Source organism: Bacillus sp. FSL R10-2780, assembly GCF_038006125.1.
Taxonomy (GTDB): Bacteria; Bacillota; Bacilli; order Bacillales; family Bacillaceae_G; genus Bacillus_A; species Bacillus_A cereus_U.
On the sequence record NZ_JBBOUQ010000001.1, the window covers coordinates 1,163,035 to 1,187,983 of the forward strand.

The following is a 24,949-nucleotide window of genomic DNA, read 5'->3' on the forward strand; positions in this document are numbered from 1 at the left end:
ACAGTATGTAACTATTGTGTTTTGTTTTCTACACTTATGCTTATTTAATCAAAATGGATAAGAAATGACTAGAAAAGATTTTCTTTACTTTTTTACATTACAAAAAAATGGAAGGTAATTGTTTCCTCTGGAGGTGTTACAACTTATGTTTGAATGTAAAAACCAGCTAAGTCGTTCTAATATAGAGAACCTAAAAAACAATTCAAATATTCCTGTAATAGTAATAGCTTTTAATAATATTACCTATTTAAAAAAAATGTTAAATCAGTTACAAGAAAAAAAGGTGGAAGATGAAAATATATGGATTTGGGATAATAATTCAACTTTTCCCCCTCTACTTAAATTTTACGAACAAATATCAACCAAATATAATTTGATGAAAAATAATGAGAACTACGGACCACAATTTTTTACAAATCCTCAAGTTTTGAATTTACTTCCAGATTTCTTTGCTGTAAGTGATCCAGATTTATATTTTAATGAACAAATGCCGGATGATTTTCTTGGGTATTTGAAAAAATTAACAATCGACCTTTCAGTCTTTAAAGCAGGCCTTGCCTTAGATATTTCGCCTGATCCTAATTTTAACGAAGAGTTAAGAGCCGGTTTTCAATGTACAGTTAGACAATGGGAACAACAATTTTGGCTTTTTCCTCTCAGGCAATATAATAATCCAAAAGTTTATAAAGCTCACATTGATACAACTTTTGCTGTGTACAATAAAAAATTTATCAATAACGGTTTTTATGATGCGGTAAGAGTAGCTGATGATTTTACATGTAAACATTTACCTTGGTACAAAAACAATATTATTTCAGATGAAGAAAAGAAACTGTTTAATACTGAATGGAGTAATTGGAATTAATAAATAAAATTACACTTAACAATCTGATTTCGACACTGACTAATTAAGGAGATGTGATCGATGACTAATGATGTAATATCTATTTCTAAAAGAGAAGCTATGTTTGACGTAGTAGCAAGTCCACAAAGTGCTATGGTATGGGATTTAATAAAAAATAATAGTTGGGAAGAGTCTACATTCAATATTCTGGACAGATTTCTAAATGAACATAATAGCTATCTTGATATCGGAGCTTGGGTTGGACCTACAGTCTTATATGGGGCAAACCTAGCCAAACATGTCTACGCTGTGGAGCCTGATCCAGTTGCTTTTGAAGAATTGAATGAAAACCTTACTTTAAATACCCAAATCTCTTCAAAGGTAACTCCTATAAATGCTGCATTATCTGAAAAAACAGGAACTGCTAATTTATATATAAGAAGTGCATATGGTGACTCCACTCCTAGTCTTATTCCAACTATTTCAGATAATTCATGTACCGTAGATTGCACCACTGTACATGAATTAATTCATAAACATAATATCAAGGATTTGAATTTTATAAAAATAGATGTTGAAGGAAGTGAATACTCTTTAATCCCATCCATGAAGGAATTTTTAGAACTAGAGAAAACAACTTTATACCTATCCCTACATCCTCCATTCCTCAGAGAAAACCTTAATCGGCAGTACACTTGTGAAAATGAATTTAAGTACAATTATGATAAAATAAACAAAAATTTAATAGAAAGTTTACGAATGTATAGATATATTTATGATGCTCACGGAAAACTTGTAAATGAAGAAGTCCTACTAAATGAGGTTCACTTTAGGGAGTTTTTATTTACTAATGAATGCTTATAAATAAAAAGGTTTTTAATAACCTTTTTATTTCTCCTCATAGATAATGTGAACTTTAAAATCAATTCCTTCTTAATGTAATCTACTAATGTAACTTCATTATATTAATCAATAACCTCTGAAAGCAAATATCACATATAAGTAAGTGCCAATACCATAAGTAATTAAAATAATTAAAGTAACGAGCGGTTTTTCTTTACACTTTTGTACATCCTTTGAAAGTCCCCACAGAAGAAGTAAAATAGTCAATTGAATTGTAATAACTTCTGATTCAGCTATTAGGGTGGTTTCTGTAACGAATACTATTCATGTTCCTAATACCATATGTATAGCTGCGATAGCTATCAACTTAAGAAAAGGTATAAAATAACGAAATTTGTACACCCTTTCATGCGATACTGTATGAAAGGGTGTACAAATTAATGTCTATAAACAACTACAAGCTGCTTGAAGAGTTACTTATATTTAGTGGAAAATTTCGAATTGAATTATCTATCCATCACCTACAGAAACTTGCGTCTCAGTCGAAGCGCTTAATAAGCGTTGTAACGAGCGAATTATAGCCTTCCTCAAAGAGTAATTTCTGTATGCCTTCCTGCAAAAAGTTTGTTCCGCCACAGCACTATCTATTCGCTTTACAAGAATTCGTATTTTGGAATCAATATCCTTTCAACTATCTTCTTCCTATGCCGAAATTTATTAAGACTTTGGAGGAGGTTCTGAAGCGATTGTGAAGATTCAATTGGAGTAGGAGCTACTTTCGGGAGAGTTTCTAGGGATGACAGCAGACCACGCTTTTTGTACTTTACAATATCCTGTTTCAGTGCTTAACAGGCTTTTCCGAGGTGTTTCCAAAAAAATGTAAAAAGCGTCTCCGATGTTTTTGACATAAGAGACACATCTCTAAAGTTACTGGCTATGGCCTGAAAGATGCTCTTTTTGTATTATTAGTACATTATGTGATGCACAAAATTACATATGAAAAATAAAATAATGAATTAAAGGTGATATTTGTTTATTTCGAATGTACTAGAAAATTTTAATATAGGTGATGGGAAATGAACCTACGCGATTTAGAATTGACAGGGGCATGGTTTCAAGTAGGAGGAAATCTTATAGCAGCTATTGGAACAACTAGAGGGTTTGCAGGAGAAGAAAAGATTGAGTCGGATCTTGTTATTGTAGGGAGTTCATTACAAGCCCTAGGATATATATTACAAATTATAGCAACTATTGATGTGAAAGATGAAGATAAATGTGAGAAGCAAGATGTAACTATAGATAATAAAAATAAAGCGCTAGCGAAAACGGGGATTGAGTTATTAGCTTTAGGTAATATTTCTAATGTAATAGGAACGTATTTTAATCTAAATGAACAAATAAAAGAAAATGATTTCCTTATAATTACTGGAAATAGTTTGCAATCAATTGGAGCTTTTTTAGGAGTAGAAGTAGCATTGAATGAGATAAGTGGAATACAGTGGATTATTGTATTAGGGAATTCAATGCAAAGTTTAGGTGCAGGATTACAAGCATATGAAGGTATTCACAATATATCAAAAGAAGAAAAGGGAAATGAAGACAGTAATATAGATAAAGAAAATCAACGTATAATAGGGCTAATAGGTATTTGGATACAGGCAATAGGTACTGTAATTTCAGCAATTGGATTAACTGAAATAGTAGAGGAACAACGATTGGAATCTAAGAAAAGGCAATGAAATACTCATTTAAATGAAGTTTGGAGTATTTCAATTTTAGAAATAGGACAAGATTGATGTGATAATTCTTTTTGTAGGCTGTTTCATATAGGTGTAGAATATACATATAAACGAACAGGTGAAAATAGCTTGTTAACGTTAGTGAGAGGCTCCTCATTTAGTTATACTATTATATGTGATTTTTGTAATGATGAGTTCTTACATACGCTTTTAGAAATAACATGATTTCATAGGTTTGATAGTGTAGGAGATGGATGGGTAAGAATTGAAAAATAAACAGTAAGGAGTTTTTCAGACATGATGTACTTATTAGCAATTCTACTTCCGCCGGTAGCTGTTTTATTTTGCGGAAAGCCGTTTCAAGCGATTATTAATTTCATTTTAACCTTAATTTTTTGGGTTCCAGGAGCGATACATGCAGTTCTTGTCGTACATGATAAAAAAGCCGATAGGCGACTTAAAAGACAAGTTCAGGCGTACGATGAAATTAATAAAAGAAATAGAAGGTAAATTGCGATTGGAAACATACAAAAAAGAAAGGGAATTTGATTCGCCTTTCTTTTTTGTATGTCAATCAAGTTTAAATTTTAGTATAGCGGTAAGAATTTTTAATATAAGTATTATGATAATAACTTTTAGAGTGTGCGTTTAATAAACCGGTGTAAATGCTTTCTGGCACGTTAAAGAAATCATACATACCATTCTTTAGTTGAATACGTAAAATCATAGAAAAAGGATTATAGCCAACAGCAACTAAATTTTTTGAAATAACGGGAGAAAGCTTCATCATTACGCAACTCCTTACTTTTCATTTTAGATGGTTTCTTGTAGAGAAGGGGATTGTCGTGTTGAAATCCTAATAATTAAAGGGGTATTATACCTATATGCAATATATTAAATGTTCGTTATACGTAATTATAGGGAAGTTCACACGAAGTACATATCGTTGTGCTATTTTTATTTCACCTTTGATTTATAAATAAGAAAATATTGACCATTTGAAAAAAAGGTATATTATTTATACGAGGTATTAAAAATACACTTCTTACATTCTATGCTTTAAGGTGCAGCATTATTAGAAAAAATAGGAGTGAAAATAGTTTGTATAAGAAGTATTCTAAAATGTATAATCTGTGAATTGGGAAAATATTGAATGATCCAGGTCAATACACTTTCTTGACTGAATGTATCGGTGAGAGTGATCTCAATATTTTTAAGTAAATCAACGGGAGAATTGAAAGGCAGGAGAAAGTAACATGTCAGAAAATTATCGTTCTCGAGAGGAACGACGACAAGTTCAAAAGAAAAAACAGCCAGCTTCTAAAAAACAAAAACCAAAAGGTAAAACATCGTTTTTTCGTAAATTTTTAATTAGTTGTTTACTACTAGGTATTGTAGGTTTAGTGGCAGGGGTGGCTACCTTTTTCGTTATGATAAAGGACGCGCCGAAACTTGAGAAAACAAAACTTGTTAATCCGTTATCCTCAAAAATTTATGATAAAGACGGGAATTTGGTATATGAATATGGGAAAGAAAAGCGAACGAATGTTACGTATGATCAAATTCCTAAATTAGTAGAAAATGCATTTTTAGCAACAGAAGATGCACGTTTTTATGAGCATAGCGGAGTAGACTTCAAAGGGACTACACGTGCAGTTTTAGTTAGTCTTAAAGGAGATTATGGCTCTCAAGGTGGAAGTACGATAACGCAGCAAGTTATTAAAAACTACTTCTTATCGATGGAAAAAACGTCAAAGCGTAAGGTTCAGGAAATATATTTAGCGTATAAGCTAGAACAACAGTATTCAAAACATGAAATATTAGAGATGTATTTAAATAAAATTAATTTAGGTAACCGTTCATATGGAATCGCAACAGCAGCACAAAACTACTACGGTAAAGAATTGAATGAGTTAACATTACCAGAAGTTGCGATGCTTGCCGGTTTACCGAAAGCGCCGAATAACTATGACCCAACGAAAAAAGAAAATGTTCAAAGGGCAACAGAAAGAAGAAATACTGTACTAGGGTTAATGAATCGACATGGCTATATAACAAAACAAGAAATGGAAGAAGCATCGAAAGTTGACGTAGAAAAGGGACTTAAGCCTGCAACAGAACTACAAGCGATGCCATATCCTGCATTTATGGATGCGGTTGTGAAAGAAGTAGAAAAAGAACTACCAGATGCTAATATTGGTTCTGACGGTTTAGAAATTTATACAACATTGGATCCTAAAGCACAGAAATTGGCTGATAATATTTTAAATACAAATATTATTAATTATCCAAATGAGAGCTTCCAAGGTGCTTTCACATTTATGGATACGAAAACAGGAGAAGTTCGTGCTATAGGTAGTGGACGCGGCGAAAATAAAGCAGTATTTAAAGGACATAATATGGCGATTGAATTAGATCGTGCAGCTGGCTCGACAATGAAGCCAATCTTTGATTACGCTCCAGCTATTGAATATTTAAAATGGGCTACTTATCATCAAATTGATGACTCTCCGTTTAAGTACTCAGATGGTCAAGAAGTTAGAAATGCAGACAGAAGTCATTTAGGACCAGTTACAATGCGTGATGCATTAAAAATGTCACGTAACATCCCGGCTATTAAAACAGCGAAAGAAGTAGGGATTAGTAAATCAAAAGAATTCTCAGAGAAATTAGGTATTACATTTAATGTAGCACCGACTGAATCAACAGCTATTGGTACAAATGAAGTGTCACCAACTGAAATTGCAGGTGCTTATGCGGCATTTGGTAATGATGGTAAGTATACGAAACCACATTTTGTTAAGAAAGTAGTTTATCCAGACGGCAAGTCACAAAGTTTTGGACAAAAACCAAAACAAGTTATGGCCGATTCTACAGCATATATGATTACTGATATGATGCGTTCTGTTGTTTCATCTGGAACAGGTACTGCCGCTAATATAGGTTCTTTAGATTTAGCAGGTAAAACAGGTACAACAAACTATTCTTCAAAACAAATAGCGCAATATAAACTACCAGAAAGTGCAACTCGTGATAGTTGGTTTGCAGGATATACACCGCAATATACGATGGCAGTATGGACTGGATATATGAAAGATGGTAAAGACGAGTATATTAGTAGTAAAAATACGAAAATTGCACAGTTGATTTTTAAAGAAATGATGAGCGAGATGGCTACAGATAAATCACGCTTTAAAATGCCAAGTAGTGTTATTCAAGAAGGTAGTGAGTTACGTATAAAAGGTGCAAAACGTGATTCATCTCCAAATACGAGCGTGCCGGATACAACTGAACAACCGAAGCAAGATCAACAGCAAAAAACTGAAGAAGAGAAAAAGCAAGAAGAATTAAAGAAACAGGAAGAACTTAAGAAACAAGAAGAGCAAAAGAAACAAGATGAACTTAAGCAACAAGAAGAGCTAAAGAAGCAAGAAGAGCAAAAGAAACAAGATGAATTAAATAAGCAAAATGAACAAAATAATGGAAATGGTCAAGGAAATACAACGCCACCGAACAACGGTGGAGGCCAAGGAAATACAACGCCACCGAACAACGGTGGAGGCCAAGGAAATACAACGCCACCGAACAACGGTGGCGGCCAAGGGAATACAACGCCACCGAACAACGGTGGGGATCAAGGGAATACTACCCCACCGAATAACGGTGGAGGAGGCCAAGGGAATACAACTCCAACCCCACCAGCAACAACGCCACCAACTACTGGCGGGAACACAGGAGAAGTCCCTGCCAATAATGGACAATAAATAATGTATTTGAAAAGCACGTAAGGAATCGCAAAAAGCGGTTCCTTACGTGCTTTTTGTATTTAAAAAGGTCGTGATTTCTTACGATTTTTTTAAATATTAAAAGTACCATAGAAATTTTGAAAGTAAATTGATGGGAAATGATAAAAAATTTGAGTAGGAGGTATTGGAGGATAGCCCGGGTTATAAAAACCAGTACTACTAGGATGTGTGCTATGATTCCAATAAACAGGGGTGACTTGCCCAGGAGTTTGGAATTGTTGCCAAGTAGCAGGAAGCTCAATGCCAACATCGGAACTAGCTGTATGAACGGAGGGGACATGTATTGAAGGAACTGACGGAACCGCAGTAATTATTCTTGGTGATACCCACATGAAACGATCACTCCTAAGTTTAATAATAAAATAGTATATTCTTTTAGAACATATAAAGGTACATATATAGGGCTTTCGCTTAAAACATAGGTATAAAGTCGTAAGACCAATTTAAATTGATGGTAGACCATTTAGTATGAAAAGATACGTCCATTAGCGGAGGGCAAGGGAACATGAAAAATATACAATTGATGTGTTGATTGCAATATTTTACGTGTTTATGGAGGAATTTTAATGGAACGATTATGGACGAAATCATTTATTCAAATGACTATCGCGATGTTATTTTTATTTACAGGGTTTTATTTACTAGTTCCAACGCTACCGCTCTTTATTAAAGAGATTGGTGGAAATGAATCACAAGTTGGACTGATGATGGGAATGTTTACAATAGCGGCAGTTGTAATACGACCGATTATTGGAGGAATGTTAGATCAATATGGTAGAAGATCTTTTATTATTTTCGGACTCATATTTTTTGGGCTAACGATGTATTCGTATAATTTAGCATCTACTATTGTCCTTTTAGCTGTTTTACGCGTTATTCACGGAGTGACGTGGGCTGTTTCTACAACAGCAGTTGGAACAGCGATAACTGATATTATTCCAGATTCACGTCGTGGTGAAGGAATGGGCTGGTATGGCATGGCGATGACAATCGCGATGGCAATTGGCCCGATGATTGGATTATGGGTTGTACAAAATTATTCATTTCATGGCCTATTCTTATTAGCAACTCTTTTATCCTTTATGGCAGTCGTATTATCGTTAATAACGAAAATGCCATTTACACCACAAAAAGAAAAAGGGAAAATCCAGCTATTTGAAAAATCTGTTTTATCAATTACAATTGTTATTTTCTTTTTATCGTTTGCATACGGAGGCATAACAACATTTTTACCGTTATTTGCGTCATCAATTGATGTGAATCCTGGGACGTTCTTTCTTGTATATGCAATTGCTTTAACAATTGTACGTCCGATTTCAGGAAAACTATTAGATAAATACGGAGAAGTATTTATCATACTCCCGGCACTATGTATTACCATTTTAGCTATAGTTGTATTAACTATTTCAAATAGTTTAATGGGTATAATTATCGCAGCGGTATTATACGGTGTTGGATTCGGTTCAGCACAGCCCGCTTTACAAGCAGCGATGCTGACAATTGTTGATCCTAGTAAAAGAGGAGTTGCTAACGCTTCATTCTTTACCGCATTTGATTTAGGTATTGGATTAGGTGCGATTTTACTTGGAGTTGTTTCACAAATGTTTGGTTACCGTATTTTATTTGCTGGTAGTGCAATTTCTGGATTAATAGCTTTAATTCTTTTCGTTGTTTTTGTAAAACAACGATTAGGCAAAAAAGATTTTGCGTAAACAGGAAGAGCGAAGATGAAAATTTCAATTGAACATGATGCTCTACGATGGTTTAAGGAAGAATTGCGTATAAAGTATGATGAATCGATTTGATTTATCCCGCTATTTGTGGGCAGTAAGACTCCCACCTCAAAATTCGGCTGGAGCAAAGAAGTTAGGTAGGAGCCCTGCTGCCCGTAAACGCCCGATTGGTGTGGGCTAATAATCAGTGGGGGATGAAAAAACCCCCCACTGATTAAAGTTTCACTTTATTGTAAGGTACGGAGGAAATAGCGCAATTCATCCAGGATATTCTTTAGGAATTGTTTCTGAGAAACCATTTCGGGAAATAGTGTCAGTTGAGAAAGACGGTATTTTATTTTTATAGATTTTGATAATCTTTGGTACTTTCAAAACTATGATTTAGTTGTAAGTTATCGTAAAGGAACGGAAGAAATTTAATTTAATTATGTAAAATAATAATTTTATTGAAAATAAATAAATTTTATATAAGAATTATATTTTTGGGAATATGAAATAAATATTATAAAAAACGAGCTGTGCATGAATGCAGCTCGTTTTTTTATATTTGTTAAAGAAAAAGAGATTAAAGGTGTATTTAGTGGGATTATATGGATAATTGCTATATTTCGTTTTAGAAAATTGTAAAAGGATGTCTGTCCTTTCTTTATAAAAGATGAAAGTTATTTTTGAAAAATTGTATTATTACATCGGTAAAAGTATAGGAAACTTATCATTATAAAATAAATTGAAATCTTCTAAAAACTCTGATACATTGAAATAGAGAAATGTAGTTTCACAGTATTGTAAAGGCTTACAGTTATGTGCACGAAGATCTATTAGGATTGGAGGAAATAATGATGAAAGCTGAAGAAAAATTTTCCCCGGGATTAGATGGTGTAGTAGCAGCGGAGACGAAAATTTCGTTTCTTGACACAGTAAAAGGTGAAATTGTAATTCAAGGGTATGATTTAATCGAACTCTCAAAAACAAAAGAGTATTTAGACATTGTGCATCTTTTATTAGAAGAACAGCTACCGAGTGAGGATGAAAAAGCAACAATTGAAAAGAAATTAAAAGAAGAATATGCAGTGCCAGAAGGTGTATTTAATGTGCTAAAGGCATTGCCTAAAGAAACGCATCCTATGGATGGGTTACGTACAGGTGTGTCAGCATTAGCTGGTTACGATAGTGATATCGAAAACCGCTCGTTAGAAGTGAATAAAAGTCGAGGGTACAAGCTTTTAAGTAAAGTGCCAAATATCGTAGCGAATAGCTATCATATTTTAAATAATGAGGAGCCAATTCAGCCCCTTGAGGAATTGTCATATAGTGCGAATTTCTTCTATATGTTAACTGGTAAAAAACCAACTGAACTTGAGGAAAAGATCTTTGATCGTTCCCTTGTTTTATATAGTGAACATGAAATGCCAAACTCTACATTTACAGCTCGCGTAATTGCATCAACACAATCGGATTTATACGGTGCTCTTACAGGTGCAGTTGCATCTTTAAAAGGAAGCTTACATGGTGGTGCAAATGAAGCGGTTATGTACATGCTTTTAGAAGCTGGCAATGTTGAGAAATTTGAAGAACTATTACAGAAGAAACTTTATAATAAAGAAAAAATTATGGGCTTTGGACATCGCGTATATATGAAGAAGATAGATCCAAGAGCACTTATGATGAAGGAAGCTTTAAAACAGCTTTGTGATGTAAAAGGCGATTATACACTATATGAAATGTGTGAAGCTGGAGAGAAGATTATGGAGAAGGAAAAAGGTATTTATCCGAATCTTGATTACTATGCTGCTCCAGTATATTGGATGCTTGGTATTCCAATTCAACTTTACACACCAATCTTCTTTAGTTCTAGAACAGTAGGGTTATGTGCACACGTAATTGAGCAACATGCGAACAATCGTTTGTTCCGTCCACGTGTAAATTATATTGGCGAGCGACATGCATTTAGTAAATAAAAACAACTGGGGAGTTGTTAGCGCCGCCCGCCAGATGGGTGTTTGACCGACACCCATCATTAATAATAACGAATTTTCGACAGAAAGGGAAGAATAGTATGATTAAAACAAATGAAATTAAACAAAAAGATGCATTATTAGAAGAAATTACGGATTATGTATTAAATAAAGAGGTTACAAGTGCAGAAGCATTCAGCACTGCTCGCTACGTATTACTTGATACACTTGGATGCGGAATTTTAGCGCTACAATATCCAGAGTGTACAAAATTATTAGGACCAGTTGTACCAGGAACAATCGTGCCAAATGGTACACGCGTACCAGGTACGTCATATGTACTTGATCCAGTAAAAGGCGCATTTAATATCGGATGTATGATCCGTTGGTTAGACTATAACGATACTTGGCTTGCAGCAGAATGGGGACATCCATCTGATAACTTAGGCGGAATTTTAGCAGTAGCAGATTATATTAGCCGTGTTCGTATTTCAGAAGGAAAAGAACCATTAAAAGTACGTGAAGTACTAGAAATGATGATTAAAGCACATGAAATTCAAGGTGTACTTGCTTTAGAAAACAGCTTAAACCGTGTTGGTCTTGACCATGTATTATACGTAAAAGTAGCAACAACTGCGGTAGTTGCGAAAATGCTTGGCGGAACGCGTGAAGAAATCTTTAATGCATTATCACATGCGTGGATTGATAATTCTAGTCTTCGTACATATCGTCATGCTCCAAATACTGGTTCACGTAAATCATGGGCAGCAGGAGATGCGACGAGCCGCGGTGTTCATCTTGCAATGACTGCTCTAAAAGGTGAAATGGGTTACCCAACAGCATTATCTGCGCCAGGATGGGGATTCCAAGATGTATTATTTAATAAGCAGGAATTAAAATTAGCAAGACCACTAGAATCGTATGTAATGGAAAATGTATTATTCAAAGTGTCATTCCCAGCAGAGTTCCATGCACAAACAGCTGCAGAATGTGCTGTGAAATTATATCCTGAAATTAAAGAAAGATTAGAAGAAATTGATCGTATTACAATTACAACTCATGAATCAGCAATTCGTATTATCGATAAAGAGGGACCATTAAATAACCCAGCTGATCGCGATCATTGCTTACAATACATTACGGCAATTGGTTTATTAAAAGGAGATATCGTTGCGGATGATTATGAGGATGTAGCAGCGAATGATCCACGTGTAGATGAATTACGTAATAAGATGGTTGTTGTTGAAAACAAACAGTACAGTTTAGATTACCTTGATCCGAACAAGCGCTCAATCGCCAACGCTGTTCAAGTTCATTTTAAAGATGGTACTGTAACAGAAAATGTGGAATGTGAATACCCACTTGGCCACCGTTTCCGTAGAGACGAAGCGATTCCAAAAGTTGTTCGAAAATTCACTGCAAATATGGCAGGTCATTATTCTAGTAAGCAACAAGAAAAAATTCATGAAGTTTGTCTAAATGAAGAAAAACTAGAAAATATGAATGTAAACGAATTTGTAGATCTATTCTTAATTTAATAATAGGGGGAATTTAGAATGGCTTGGGTTGTGAATAAACAGTCAACACAAGAGGAGCTTGCGAATCGCTTCCGAGCTTTAGTAGAAGCAAATGAAATTTTACAAATTCCAGGTGCTCATGATGCAATGGCGGCTCTTGTTGCGAAAAATACAGGTTTTTCAGCTCTTTATTTATCGGGAGCTGCTTATACTGCAAGTAAAGGGCTACCAGATTTAGGAATCGTGACGTCTACTGAAGTAGCAGAGAGAGCAAGGGATCTAGTAAGAGCTACAGATTTACCAGTTCTTGTTGACATTGATACAGGATTTGGTGGAGTACTAAACGTAGCGAGAACAGCTGTAGAAATGGTGGAAGCGAAAATTGCGGCTGTTCAGATTGAAGATCAACAATTACCAAAGAAATGTGGACATTTAAATGGTAAGAAACTTGTTACTACAGAAGAATTAGTTCAAAAAATTAAAGCGATTAAAGAAGTTGAGCCAAGTTTATATATTGTAGCACGCACAGATGCTCGCGGCGTGGAAGGATTAGATGCAGCGATTGAAAGAGCGAACGCATATGTAAAAGCAGGGGCAGATGCAATATTCCCAGAAGCGCTTCAATCGGAAGAAGAATTCCGTTTATTTACTAGCAAAGTGAATGCACCTTTACTAGCAAATATGACTGAGTTCGGGAAAACACCATATTATAGTGCAGAGGAATTTGCGAATATGGGCTTCCAAATGGTAATTTATCCTGTAACTTCACTTCGTGTTGCTGCAAAAGCATATGAGAATGTGTTTACGCTAATTAAAGAGACAGGTTCTCAAAAAGATGCGCTTTCTAATATGCAAACGAGAAGTGAGTTATATGAAACAATTTCATATCATGACTTTGAAGACTTAGATACTGGAATTGCAAAAACAGTATTATCTGAAGATCAATAGGTAGAAGGATTTAGGCGATGAGAATACATCTTTGGCAAAACGAACTGCTTGATGTGAAAAATCATCGCCTTCTGTTTTCAATAGTAAGATATTCCACTCATCGTAGACGAGCATATGCAAAAAGCAATGAAGGCCGAAATGATAGGGGGATTCAGATGGAGAAAACGAAGTTACCATGGGATGAATTTTTTTCACTCAATAAAGATGTGAATAATACTTTCTTTACACCAGAAGATTTTTCAGGGGATGAAGATTTAATTGCAAAAACGACAGAACAATTCGTTAAACAAGAAATTGTCCCACAAATGGAGAATATTGAACAACATAACTATAAAGTTTCTCGTCAATTATTTGAGAAAGCTGGGGAACTTGGATTATTAGGCATTGAGGTACCAGAAGATTATGGTGGATTCGAGTTAGGAAAGGCTGTCTCAGGTCTTGTAGCAGAGAAAATGGGTTACGCTGGTGCATTTAGCGTTTCTTTTAATATACACGCCGGTGTAGGTACATTGCCTTACATATATTACGGAACGAAAGAACAGAAAGAAAAATATTTACCGAAAATCGCATCGGGAGAATGGATTGGGGCTTATGCTTTAACTGAGCCAAATGCTGGTTCTGATGCATTAAGTGCAAAAACGAGTGCAGTATTGAATGAAGAGGGTACTGCTTGGAAGTTGAATGGTGAGAAGCAGTGGATTACAAATGCTCATATGGCAGATGTATACGTTGTTTTTGCGAAGACAAATAAAGGAATGACAGCGTTTATTGTCGAAAGAACATGTGAAGGTGTATCAATAGGATTAGAAGAAAAGAAGATGGGGATTAAAGGTTCTTCAACAGCGACGCTTATTTTAGAAGATGTTGTTATCCCCGCTGAAAATGTTTTAGGGGAAGTTGGGAAAGGGCATCACGTAGCTCTTAATATTCTTAACTTCGCGAGACTAAAACTTGCTTTTGGAAATATTGGAACAGCAAAACAAGCAATTGGTTTGTCAGTTCAATATGGAAAGGAACGAAAGCAGTTCCAAACAGAATTAGTAGATTTTACGATGATTCAAGAGAAAATTGCAAATATGATTATTTCTACATATGGAGCAGAAAGTGCAGCTTACCGTACAGCGGGTGTAATTGATGAAGCAATTCATGAGAGTGATGAAGATCTTATGAAAAAAATGTCCCAATTTGCAATTGAATGTGCACTGAATAAAGTAAATGCTTCTGAAACACTTGGCAATATTGTAGATGAGGCTGTACAAATTCATGGTGGATACGGTTATATGCAAGAATACGAAGTAGAACGTTTATATCGTGATGCTAGAATTAGCCGTATTTTTGAAGGAACGAACGAAATTAATAGATTAACAGTTGCTAAAATGTTAATGAAACAATTTGAGCAAATTGAAGATCATGTAGTAGAAAGTGATATATCAAATGTAGAAAGAAACCATCGTTACATTTTATTATCGAAAAAATTGTTGAAACAATCTTTGAAAACGCTCTCTAAAACTCCGGACTTAAAAATTGATCAGGAGCAAGAATATTCACGTGTACTATCAAATATGTTGACGGACGTGTACGTCATGGAATCAGCATTTTTACGTACGAGGAAAGCAGTTAGTAAAAATGGTGAGGAAAAAGAGCGTACGAAGCAAATGATAACAGATGTTATTTGTGAAGAAGGATATCGTAAAGTAGAAGAAGCTTCGATTTCCATTCTTTCAGCAGCTGTCACAGAAGAACAAAATAGACAAGAAATATTAGCTGAAATCCGTCAATTATTAGTGCCTTTATACTCGAACTTATTTACGAAAAAGAGAGACATTGCGAAAGTTATTATAAATCGCGGGAAATATATTGTGTAAATAGGAGGAAAGCGATATGAAAAAGATTGGTTTTATCGGTTTAGGTAACATGGGTCTTCCAATGTCTAAAAATTTAGTTAAATCGGGCTACACAGTATATGGAGTGGACTTGAATAAAGAGGCTGAAGCTTCCTTTGAAAAAGAAGGAGGAATTATCGGCTTATCAATCTCAAAACTAGCAGAGACATGCGATGTGATTTTTACAAGTTTACCTTCACCTCGTGCTGTGGAAGCGGTATATTTTGGGGAAGAAGGATTATTTGAAAATAGCCATTCGAATGTAGCTTTAATTGATACAAGTACAGTATCTCCACAATTAAACAAACAATTAGAGGAATCGGCGAAGGAAAAGAAAGTAGACTTTTTAGCAGCACCTGTTAGTGGCGGGGTAATTGGTGCAGAAAACCGTACATTAACGTTTATGGTTGGTGGATCGAAAGAAGTATATGAAAAAACTGAATCTGTCATGGAAGTACTTGGAGCGAATGTTTTCCATGTTAGTGAGCAGATTGATAGCGGTACAACTGTTAAATTAATTAACAATCTATTAATTGGTTTTTATACAGCTGGTGTGAGTGAAGCTTTAACATTAGCGAAAAAGAACAATATGGATTTAGATAAAATGTTTGATATTTTAAATGTAAGTTACGGTCAAAGTAGAATTTATGAGCGTAATTATAAAAGTTTTATTGCATCAGAAAATTATGAGCCTGGCTTTACTGTAAATTTATTGAAGAAAGATTTAGGATTTGCGGTAGAGTTAGCTAAAGAAAGTGAACTTCACTTACCAGTAAGTGAGATGCTATTAAACGTATATGAAGAAGCGAGTGAGGCAGGATATGGTGAAAACGATATGGCTGCTTTATATAAGAAAGTTAGCGAACAATTAATTTCTAATCAAAAATAGTGCACTTATAAAAATCATGATAAAAAAGGAGAGAATATAATGATTACAACTGAAATTAAACGCGTGAAAAATCATATTAATGGCGAATGGGTAGAATCTACTGGTACTGAAGTAGAAGCGGTTCCGAATCCGGCAACTGGAAAAATCATCGCTTACGTTCCACTTTCTCCAAAAGAAGATGTTGAAAAAGCTGTTGAAGCGGCAAAAGCGGCATACGAAACATGGTCTAAAGTGCCAGTTCCAAATCGTTCAAGACAACTATACAAATATCTACAACTGTTACAAGAAAATAAAGATGAGCTTGCAAAAATCATTACGCTAGAAAACGGTAAAACGCTAACGGATGCAACTGGTGAAGTACAGCGTGGTATTGAAGCGGTAGAACTTGCAACATCAGCACCAAATTTAATGATGGGACAAGCCCTTCCGAATATTGCTAACGGAATTGATGGATCGATTTGGCGCTACCCAATCGGAGTTGTTGCTGGTATTACACCGTTTAACTTCCCGATGATGATTCCGTTATGGATGTTCCCACTTGCAATTGCTTGCGGTAATACATTCGTATTAAAAACATCTGAAAGAACACCACTTTTAGCTGAGCGACTTGTAGAGTTATTCTATGAAGCTGGTTTTCCAAAAGGGGTATTAAATTTAGTACAAGGCGGAAAAGATGTTGTAAATAGTATTTTAGAAAATAAAGATATTCAAGCAGTTTCGTTTGTTGGCTCTGAGCCAGTGGCACGCTACGTATATGAAACTGGTACAAAAAATGGTAAACGTGTACAAGCGTTAGCAGGTGCGAAAAACCATGCGGTTGTTATGCCAGATTGCAACCTTGAGAAAACAGTACAAGGTGTAATTGGGTCTGCGTTCGCAAGTAGTGGAGAGCGCTGCATGGCATGTTCAGTAGTAGCAGTAGTTGATGAAATTGCTGATGAATTCATTGATGTATTAGTAGCAGAAACGAAGAAGTTAAAAGTAGGTGACGGTTTCAACGAAGATAATTATGTTGGACCATTAATCCGTGAATCTCATAAAGAACGTGTTTTAGGCTATATTAATAGTGGTGTAGCAGATGGAGCAACTTTACTAGTAGATGGCCGTAAAATCAATGAAGAAGTTGGAGAAGGTTACTTTGTTGGTGCAACAATCTTTGATGGCGTAAATCAAGAAATGAAAATTTGGCAAGATGAAATTTTCGCTCCGGTATTAAGTATTGTAAGAGTTAAAGATTTAGAAGAAGGTATTAAGCTGACAAATCAATCGAAATTTGCGAATGGTGCTGTTATTTATACATCAAATGGTAAGCATGCACAAACATTCCGTGATAACATCGATGCTGGTATGATCGGTGTAAACGTAAACGTTCCAGCACCAATGGCATTCTTCGCATTTGCAGGAAACAAAGCTTCATTCTTTGGGGATCTTGGTACAAATGGTACGGATGGCGTTCAATTTTATACACGCAAAAAAGTTGTAACTGAGCGCTGGTTTTAATAAAGTGAAATGATAATGAGTGGGGTGCATTCCCACTCATTATAAAAATAATACAAACGAAAATACACTACCCATAATGGAGTAGTGTATTTTCGTTTGTATTGTGTTAACTATTTCTTTCAAAGGCCAATTTAATACCAAACCCAATTAAGACGATTCCTGTAATTCCTTGAATATAACGCTGTGTCTTCGGTTTTTTCATAAAAGCACTAATTTTATCAATTAAAAATATATAAAAAGCAAACCAAATGACTGTTAAAATGAGATAAGTAAGTCCCATAACGAGAAGTTGTATAAATGTATTATGATTTGGATTTAAAAACTGTGGTAAAAAAGTTAAAAAGAAGACTGCAATCTTAGGGTTTAGTAAATTTGTAAGAAACCCTTGGCGAAAGCAAGAAGTATGTTTATTGTCATTATTTATTGGAACGTCATTTGTATTTAAGTCTTCTGTGTTTCTTACTGCTAAAAGGGCTTTAATACCAATATAGACTAAATATACAGCACCAACATATTTAAAAATAGAAAATAAAAGAGCAGACTTTACAATAAGTGCTGAAAGACCAATTACAGCAGCTAAAGTGTGAATTAAAAGCGCAACACAAGTACCAAAAACAGTTTTTACGCCGCCGATTTTGCCAGCAACCAATGTGTTTTTCGTAGCCATTGCTGTATCAGGACCGGGTAGAATAATAAGACATATAGACATAATAATAAACAGAAAAAAATTTTCCATAATGTTATCCGCCTTCCTTTGTTGTTTTTAGAAAATTCGATTAACGTTAGTTTAACATACATTTTATTTAAATAAAATTAAATTATATTTAAAATTATTTAACTGAAAAGAAGAGGCCATATAGAGTAGCTGAGAGTGAGCTACAATATATGACCTCTTTGTTTAGGCGTTAAGTAAGTTAAAGAATCGATTTACATCTTCTTCTGAAACATCACTTAAGTGTTTATATTTATAATTTGGATTTTGGTCTTTATCAACTACAACGGAGCGTACTCCTTCAAAGAAATCTTCATGTCGCATGAAATTTTTAGCGAGTATAAGATCTGTCGCAAAACATTCTTCAACTGACTTTTCTTGGCCATCGATAAACTGTTTTAATGTTACCTTTAATGAAACAGGGGATTTTGATAATAACTGTTCTTTCGTTGTTTGGGAAAATGGACTTTGATTTTTCTCTAAAGATTGAATGATTCCTTCAATTGTATCGAATGCAAAATGCGAATTAATTTCTTCTAATAAAGAAGAAAGATTGCCATCTAAGTTTGGAGCGGTTGCAAATGTACGAATAACTTCTTTTAAATGAGTATGTACATCTTCTTTTTGCCAATTTACATTTTCAAGTGCGGTAAGGAAATTTGGTAATGAATCTGATGTCATAAAGTAATCAGCAGCGTTAATGTATAATACATCAGGAGCTTTTAAAATGGATGCTGTTAAAGCAACATATCGGCCAGTATATCCAGGCGCTTTATTTAAGAAATAAGCAGCACCTACATCAGGGAAGAAACCGATGTTCATTTCAGGCATTGCCCACTTCGTACGCTCTGTTACAATTCGATACGTAGCTCCATTTGTCAGACCGACACCACCGCCCATTACGATTCCATCTAAACAAGCGATAATTGGTTTTTTGTATTGATAAATAAATGTATCAATTTCATACTCTTCTTCAAAAAACTGCTCTGCATGTTGTAATGCAACTTCGTTAGAACGTGCTTCGTATAGCGTTTTAATATCACCACCTGCACAAAAACCTTTCGTCCCAGCTCCTTTTAAAACGATGAGTTCAATACGCTCATCTTGTTCCCATTCTTTAAGTTTTTGCCCAATTGGCTGTAACATGTCATAGGATAAAGAATTGAGTGCTTTTGGACGGTTTAAAGTAATTGATGCAACGCCGTTTTCGCTAACAGAAAATAAAACGTGTTCAGTCATTATAAATCCTCCCTTACTTATCTTCTTATTCTTATTTCTTGATACATGCTGAAATGTCCTCTATAATTTTTGTCTAAATTAGGTGCTTAATGTTATTATTTATTGCATATTTTGACGAGTTATATTTGCAGGATTTCAGAGAATGAAGAGGAATATTACAACATTACTGTAAGTGCTATTATTTGAAAACGTCGTGTTGAAGGCGCTATTATATGTATAACTTAAATTGAGTTAGTATACGTGGGGTAACAATACATTAAAGAGTGGATGTAGAAAAGATTAAAAGGCTGAATTATCTAACTTTTAAATATCGTGGGGTTTGTATATAATTAGAAATAGAGAAAGGAGAGATCGGAATGCCAGGACCTTTACTATTGTCGGTTATTATTTTGTCATCTCTTATGGTAGGAATTACACAGTATTTTCATCATACAGATACGACAGAAGAAGTGAAGGATAAGGTACGTCTCGTGTTTCCGATTTTTATAATATCTATTTCCATATGTTTTTTATTAAATAAAGATGGGTATGTTGTGGCCGTATTCGCGTTTTTTGTAGCGATTGTGTTAATAACTGTATTGTACTACGTTATGAAAGAGTACTTACAAAAATAAGGATGCCTGAAAGGGCATTTTTATTTTTGTAGATTAAGAATTTCACATACCGTATTTTATGTAAAAAAACATAAAATATTTATAAATAAAAAAGTATGTACATCGTAGTGTATTTACTTGTCAATCTTGCATGACCACTATACTATTAAAATGTAGAGATTAGAAAAAAAGGGGTTGTATCTAGCATGAAATTTGAGATGCACACAAAAATTATTTCAAATGAAAAAGAAGTAAGATTACATATAGAAGATAATTTATTTCAATTAATTTTAGATGGTTATCATCTATTTACTATTCAAGAAGTATTACCTTTATATAAATCAAACGAAGAAAGAATCGGTAGTGCAATTGTCCAAAAGTTAGAATGGGAGAACGGAAAAACTACACTAAACTATCAGCTTGTTTCACTACAATCAGTAAACTAAAAGGAGAAGGGTAATATGAAGTTTTTTCATACAGCGGATTGGCATTTAGGTAAGCTTGTTCATGGTGTATATATGACTGAAGATCAAAAAATTGTGTTAGATCAGTTTGTACAAGCTGTTGAAGAGGAAAAACCGGATGCTGTAATTATTGCAGGAGATTTATATGACCGAGCAATTCCACCTACAGAAGCAATAGACTTATTAAATGATGTATTACAAAAGATAGTTATTGATTTACAAACACCAGTAATCGCAGTTGCAGGAAACCATGATAGTCCGGACCGCATACATTTTGGTAGTAATTTAATGAAAAAACAAGGATTACATATTGTTGGACAATTCCAGTTTCCATACAATCCTGTTGTTTTAAATGATGAATACGGAGAGGTTCAATTCCATCTCGTTCCGTATGCAGACCCAAGTATTGTTAGACATATATTGAAAAATGAAGATGTTCGTTCTCATGATGATGCGATGCGTATTTTTATGAACGAACTCTCTGAAACGATGGATAAAGAAGCGAGACACATATTTGTAGGACATGCATTTGTAACTTCTTCAGGAGAGGCAGAGGAAAATACGAGTGATGCGGAACGCCCACTTTCAATTGGTGGTGCTGAATATGTAAATAGCCATTATTTTGATAAGTTCCATTACACGGCGCTTGGCCATTTACATCAAGCACATTTTGTACGTAATGAGACAATTCGTTATTCAGGTTCGCCACTTGCATATTCTATTTCTGAAGAAAAGCATAAAAAAGGATATTATAATGTGGAACTGGATGAAAAAGGTGAAACAACAATTGAAAAACGTTTACTTACACCGCGTCGTAAAATGCGTACAGTAGAAGCGAAAATAGACGATTTATTACTTCATCCAGTAAATGAAGATTATGTATTTGTGAAATTATTAGATGAAAATCCTGTCTTGCAGCCAATGGAAAAAATACGTTCTGTATACCCAAATGCAATGTATGTTGAAAGATCTATTCAAAGACGAGAGTTCACAGATGAAAATGAAGTAACTGTTTCAAGGCATAAAACGGATGATTTATCTCTTTTAAAAGCATTTTATAAAGAAATGAAAGGGCTAGATTTATCAGAAGAGAAAGAACGTCTATTTTTAGATGTTTTGCAAACAGTGCAAGAACGGGAAGGTGAGCGAGGATGAGACCGATTCAGCTTATAATGACCGCATTTGGTCCATATAAACAGAAAGAAGTAATCGATTTTAAAGATCTTGGTGAGCATCGTATTTTCGCTATTTCTGGAAATACAGGAGCTGGAAAGACAACGATTTTTGATGCGATTTGTTATGTATTATATGGAGAGGCTAGTGGAGAAGAGCGCAGTGATACAAACATGCTTCGTAGCCAATTTGCTGATGATGATGTTTATACAAGTGTGGAATTAACTTTTCAATTAAAAGGGAAAAGTTATGAAATTAAACGACAACTGGGCCATAAAAAACAAGGAAATAAAACAATTACAGGACATGCAGTCGAATTATATGAAGTAATTGATGAGGAAAAAGTTCCATGTGTCGATCGTTTTCATGTAACGGATGTAAATAAAAAAGTTGAAGATTTAATTGGATTAAGTAAACATCAATTTAGCCAAATTGTCATGTTACCGCAAGGAGAGTTCCGAAAATTATTAACATCTGAAACGGAAAATAAAGAAGAAATACTACGCCGCATTTTTAAAACAGATCGTTATAAATTAATGCGTGAGATATTAGATCAAAAGCGTAAACAATGGAAAGACGTCTTACAAGAAAAACAAAAAGAACGTGAGCTATATTTCCGTAATGTATTTAAATTACCAATACGTAATGGGGCATTATTAGAGACATTAGTGGAGCAAGAGCATGTAAATACACATCAAGTAGTAGAGGCATTAGAACAAGAAACAATTTGGTACAATGCAGAGGTTGAGCAATTACACTTAGAACAAAATGACAAAACGAAACAATTAAAAGAAGCAGAGGCACGTTTTCATGCAGCAAAAGCTGTAAATGAGAAATTCAAAGATTTAGAACAAAAGAATGAGAAGTACAGTACTTTACAAGAAAACCGTGCCGTAATCGAAATGAAAGAAAAATCTTTTAAACATGCGGAACAGGCGAAGCGATTATTACCATTTGAGCAATGGTATGAGGAAGCGATGCAACATGAACAGCAGTCTGAAAGTTTGTTAAAACAGATAATCGCAAAAAAAGAACATATAATGAACAGTTTTGCACTTGCTCAGGAGAAATATGAAGCATTAAAGAATAAGGCATCCGAGCGAGAAAATGCTAAAAAACAAGTTCAAAGACTAGAAGAGTTACAACCAATTATTGCATCATTAGCTGAGAAAAAGTTAAATTTGCAAAATGCTGAGATTCAAATAGGAAAATTAAAAGAAGGTATGCAAAAGTTAGATGAGCAAATAGAAGCGCATACAAATGAAAAACAAAGAATGTCTGGCGAATTACAGCAATTAGAAGTAGCGCTGGAACAATATGTAGCTAAAGTAGAAGAACTAACGAATATGCGAGAAGATGCAAAAGTATTAAAGCAGGCATATGATGTATGGCAAGAAAAACAAAAATACGAGCAAGAAAAAGAAATTGCATTTCATAAGATGCAACTGGCAGTTAGTGCGTATGAAGATATGGAACGCCGCTGGTTAAGTGAGCAAGCTGGTATATTAGCTCTTCATTTACATGATGGTGAATCTTGTCCAGTATGTGGTAGTATGGATCACCCGAAAAAAGCTACAGAGCAAAGTAATGCCATTGATGAAAAAGAGTTAAATGGGCTAAGAGAAAAGAAAAACGTTGCGGAAAAATCACATGTTCAATTAGAAGAAAAGTGGAATTTCTATCGAGTTCAATATGAACAAGTGATAGAAGAAGTGCTAAAGCGAGGGTATCGCGCAGAAGAATTAGTAGAAACATATAGGGCGCTCGTTCAAAAAGGAAAGCAATTAGCAGCAGATGTTAATGCGTTAAAAGCAAGTGAAGAAACGCGTAAGCAAATTGCTGTGAATATAAAAAGCGTAGAAGAAAAAGTAGAAGAACTCCAGAAACAAAAGCGTGAAGTAGAAACAATGCAGCACCGTACTGAAATGGAGTGTATGCAGCTTCGTACGTCATATGAACATGATAAGCAAAATATTCCGGAAAGCTTGCAAACGGTACAAGCTTGGAAAGTACAGTTTGACCAAGCTCTGCAAGAACTCAGGTTCATGGAAGATGAATGGGAGAAAGTACAAGAAGCGTATCAACATTGGCAAAATGAAAATATACGTATTCAAGCAGAACATGATAGTGCTTCTAATCAATTTAATGGTGCAAAAGAGAAGAAAGAAGAGACTTTCACACGCTTTATGAAAGAGCTAGAACAAAGCGGATTTACAGATCAATTAACATATACAGAATCCAAATTAAATGATGCTGAGATGGATAAGTTACAACAAGAAATCCGAAGTTATTACTCATCTCTAGAAGTACTTACAAAACAAATTGAAGAATTAAAGGCAGAATTAAAAGATAAAGAGTATATGGACATTTCTTCATTAGATGAGCAAGTGAAAGAATTGGAAATTCACCTTGATATTATTAAAGAGAAACGGCAACGTGCTCAAAATGCCGTATCATATATTACGGATTTACATGAAAATATTAAACGAATTGATGAACAAATTCATGAGGAAGAAAAAGCATTCCAAGAACTTGTTGATTTATATGAAGTAATGAAAGGGGATAACGATAGTCGTATATCCTTTGAACGTTACATCTTAATTGAGTATTTAGAACAAATTGTTCAAATTGCGAACGAACGACTACGTAAATTATCAAATGGACAATTTTATTTAAAACGAAGCGAACGAGTTGAAAAGAGGAATCGACAAAGTGGATTAGGCTTAGATGTATACGATGCATATACAGGTCAAACTCGAGATGTAAAAACATTATCTGGCGGTGAAAAATTTAACGCATCACTTTGCTTAGCGCTTGGAATGGCAGATGTAATTCAAGCGTATGAGGGTGGTATTTCCATCGAAACGATGTTTATCGATGAAGGATTCGGCTCATTAGATGAAGAGTCATTAACGAAAGCAGTTGACGCCCTAATCGACTTGCAAAAATCAGGCCGATTTATCGGCGTAATTTCACACGTTCAAGAACTGAAAAACGCAATGCCAGCTGTATTAGAAGTAACGAAGCAGAAGGATGGCTGTAGTCAGACGCGGTTTGTGGTGAAATAGGATTGTCAAATTGAAAGGATCTATCATTACTTTGAGCATCGTA

Annotated in this window: 21 protein-coding genes and 1 pseudogene; 18 read left to right on the top strand and 4 right to left on the bottom strand. The window is 34.7% G+C overall.

All coding sequences use genetic code 11. The annotated features are described in order from the left end of the window. Positions 1-145 precede the first annotated feature (145 nt). The 5 genes from NSQ47_RS06165 to NSQ47_RS06185 all read left to right on the top strand — a co-directional run bounded on the left by NSQ47_RS06165 (position 146) and on the right by NSQ47_RS06185 (position 3,936). The gene (locus NSQ47_RS06165; protein WP_070128332.1) at positions 146-865 is read left to right on the top strand and encodes a glycosyltransferase; all 720 of its coding nucleotides are present in this window, start codon (positions 146-148) and stop codon (positions 863-865) included. A 60-nt stretch (positions 866-925) separates the two neighbouring features. Further along, positions 926-1,708 carry an FkbM family methyltransferase gene (locus NSQ47_RS06170; protein ID WP_070139243.1) on the top strand — a complete coding sequence of 261 codons (783 nt, stop codon included), beginning with the start codon at positions 926-928 and terminating at the stop codon, positions 1,706-1,708. Between the two features lie 419 nt (positions 1,709-2,127). Then, positions 2,128-2,268, top strand: a complete 141-nt coding sequence (locus NSQ47_RS06175) for a hypothetical protein (RefSeq protein ID WP_165763953.1) — start codon at positions 2,128-2,130, stop codon at positions 2,266-2,268. Between the two features lie 495 nt (positions 2,269-2,763). Then, complete coding sequence (locus NSQ47_RS06180) at positions 2,764-3,426, top strand: DUF6944 family repetitive protein (RefSeq protein ID WP_002157943.1); 663 nt, start codon at positions 2,764-2,766, stop codon at positions 3,424-3,426. A 297-nt stretch (positions 3,427-3,723) separates the two neighbouring features. Continuing rightward, positions 3,724-3,936 (top strand): YqaE/Pmp3 family membrane protein, encoded by a 213-nt coding sequence (locus tag NSQ47_RS06185; RefSeq protein ID WP_002065263.1) that lies wholly within the window; start codon positions 3,724-3,726, stop codon positions 3,934-3,936. 70 nt (positions 3,937-4,006) lie between these two features. Here the strand turns inward: NSQ47_RS06185 and NSQ47_RS06190 are convergent, their stop codons facing one another. Beyond that, a complete protein-coding gene (locus tag NSQ47_RS06190; RefSeq protein WP_002157941.1) occupies positions 4,007-4,216 on the bottom strand; it encodes a KTSC domain-containing protein in 210 nt (69 codons plus the stop codon). A gap of 466 nt (positions 4,217-4,682) precedes the next feature. Between NSQ47_RS06190 and NSQ47_RS06195 the strand changes: the two genes are divergently transcribed. Continuing rightward, positions 4,683-7,190 carry a transglycosylase domain-containing protein gene (locus tag NSQ47_RS06195; RefSeq protein WP_002157940.1) on the top strand — a complete coding sequence of 836 codons (2,508 nt, stop codon included), beginning with the start codon at positions 4,683-4,685 and terminating at the stop codon, positions 7,188-7,190. A 92-nt stretch (positions 7,191-7,282) separates the two neighbouring features. On the opposite strand, the gene NSQ47_RS06200 is transcribed toward NSQ47_RS06195, so the two are convergent. After that, positions 7,283-7,564, bottom strand: a complete 282-nt coding sequence (locus NSQ47_RS06200) for a hypothetical protein (RefSeq protein WP_341036374.1) — start codon at positions 7,562-7,564, stop codon at positions 7,283-7,285. Positions 7,565-7,798: 234 nt separating this feature from the next. Here NSQ47_RS06200 and NSQ47_RS06205 point away from each other — a divergent pair, with 234 nt between their 5' ends. From NSQ47_RS06205 to NSQ47_RS06245, 8 genes and pseudogenes are all read left to right on the top strand, one after another. Beyond that, positions 7,799-8,944, top strand: coding sequence for an MFS transporter (locus NSQ47_RS06205; RefSeq protein ID WP_204209282.1), 1,146 nt, complete (start codon positions 7,799-7,801; stop codon positions 8,942-8,944). A 247-nt stretch (positions 8,945-9,191) separates the two neighbouring features. Then, positions 9,192-9,385, top strand: a pseudogene (locus NSQ47_RS06215) (HesB/YadR/YfhF family protein); the annotation flags it as partial. A gap of 416 nt (positions 9,386-9,801) precedes the next feature. Then, positions 9,802-10,923 (top strand): citrate synthase, encoded by a 1,122-nt coding sequence (gene mmgD / locus NSQ47_RS06220; RefSeq protein WP_341036375.1) that lies wholly within the window; start codon positions 9,802-9,804, stop codon positions 10,921-10,923. 98 nt (positions 10,924-11,021) lie between these two features. Beyond that, positions 11,022-12,458 (top strand): 2-methylcitrate dehydratase, encoded by a 1,437-nt coding sequence (prpD, locus tag NSQ47_RS06225; protein WP_088078507.1) that lies wholly within the window; start codon positions 11,022-11,024, stop codon positions 12,456-12,458. Between the two features lie 18 nt (positions 12,459-12,476). Then, complete coding sequence (gene prpB, locus NSQ47_RS06230; RefSeq protein ID WP_341036376.1) at positions 12,477-13,385, top strand: methylisocitrate lyase; 909 nt, start codon at positions 12,477-12,479, stop codon at positions 13,383-13,385. 155 nt (positions 13,386-13,540) lie between these two features. After that, positions 13,541-15,250: an acyl-CoA dehydrogenase family protein gene (locus NSQ47_RS06235; protein ID WP_033714149.1), complete on the top strand. Its 1,710-nt coding sequence runs from the start codon at positions 13,541-13,543 to the stop codon at positions 15,248-15,250. A 16-nt stretch (positions 15,251-15,266) separates the two neighbouring features. Further along, positions 15,267-16,157, top strand: coding sequence for an NAD(P)-dependent oxidoreductase (locus NSQ47_RS06240; protein ID WP_016104779.1), 891 nt, complete (start codon positions 15,267-15,269; stop codon positions 16,155-16,157). Positions 16,158-16,196: 39 nt separating this feature from the next. Further along, positions 16,197-17,657, top strand: coding sequence for a CoA-acylating methylmalonate-semialdehyde dehydrogenase (locus tag NSQ47_RS06245; protein WP_340823640.1), 1,461 nt, complete (start codon positions 16,197-16,199; stop codon positions 17,655-17,657). 106 nt (positions 17,658-17,763) lie between these two features. Here NSQ47_RS06245 and NSQ47_RS06250 read toward each other — a convergent pair whose 3' ends face one another. Then, entirely contained in the window at positions 17,764-18,396 is a 633-nt protein-coding gene (locus tag NSQ47_RS06250) for a LysE family translocator (RefSeq protein WP_087946739.1), read from the bottom strand. A gap of 159 nt (positions 18,397-18,555) precedes the next feature. Beyond that, on the bottom strand, positions 18,556-19,608 hold the full coding sequence (locus tag NSQ47_RS06255; RefSeq protein ID WP_283747452.1) for an enoyl-CoA hydratase/isomerase family protein: 1,053 nt from the start codon (positions 19,606-19,608) through the stop codon (positions 18,556-18,558). Between the two features lie 356 nt (positions 19,609-19,964). On the opposite strand from NSQ47_RS06255, the gene NSQ47_RS06260 reads away from it, so the two are divergent. The 4 genes from NSQ47_RS06260 (at position 19,965) to NSQ47_RS06275 (ending at position 24,906) form a co-directional block, all read left to right on the top strand. Then, positions 19,965-20,222: a hypothetical protein gene (locus tag NSQ47_RS06260; protein WP_001119412.1), complete on the top strand. Its 258-nt coding sequence runs from the start codon at positions 19,965-19,967 to the stop codon at positions 20,220-20,222. A 185-nt stretch (positions 20,223-20,407) separates the two neighbouring features. After that, a complete protein-coding gene (locus tag NSQ47_RS06265) occupies positions 20,408-20,647 on the top strand; it encodes a DUF2584 family protein (RefSeq protein ID WP_016104781.1) in 240 nt (79 codons plus the stop codon). A gap of 15 nt (positions 20,648-20,662) precedes the next feature. Continuing rightward, complete coding sequence (locus tag NSQ47_RS06270; RefSeq protein WP_341036377.1) at positions 20,663-21,820, top strand: exonuclease SbcCD subunit D; 1,158 nt, start codon at positions 20,663-20,665, stop codon at positions 21,818-21,820. After that, entirely contained in the window at positions 21,817-24,906 is a 3,090-nt protein-coding gene (locus tag NSQ47_RS06275) for an SMC family ATPase (RefSeq protein WP_341036378.1), read from the top strand. The genes NSQ47_RS06270 and NSQ47_RS06275 overlap by 4 nt, the downstream gene beginning before the upstream one ends. The last annotated feature ends 43 nt before the right edge of the window (positions 24,907-24,949 follow it).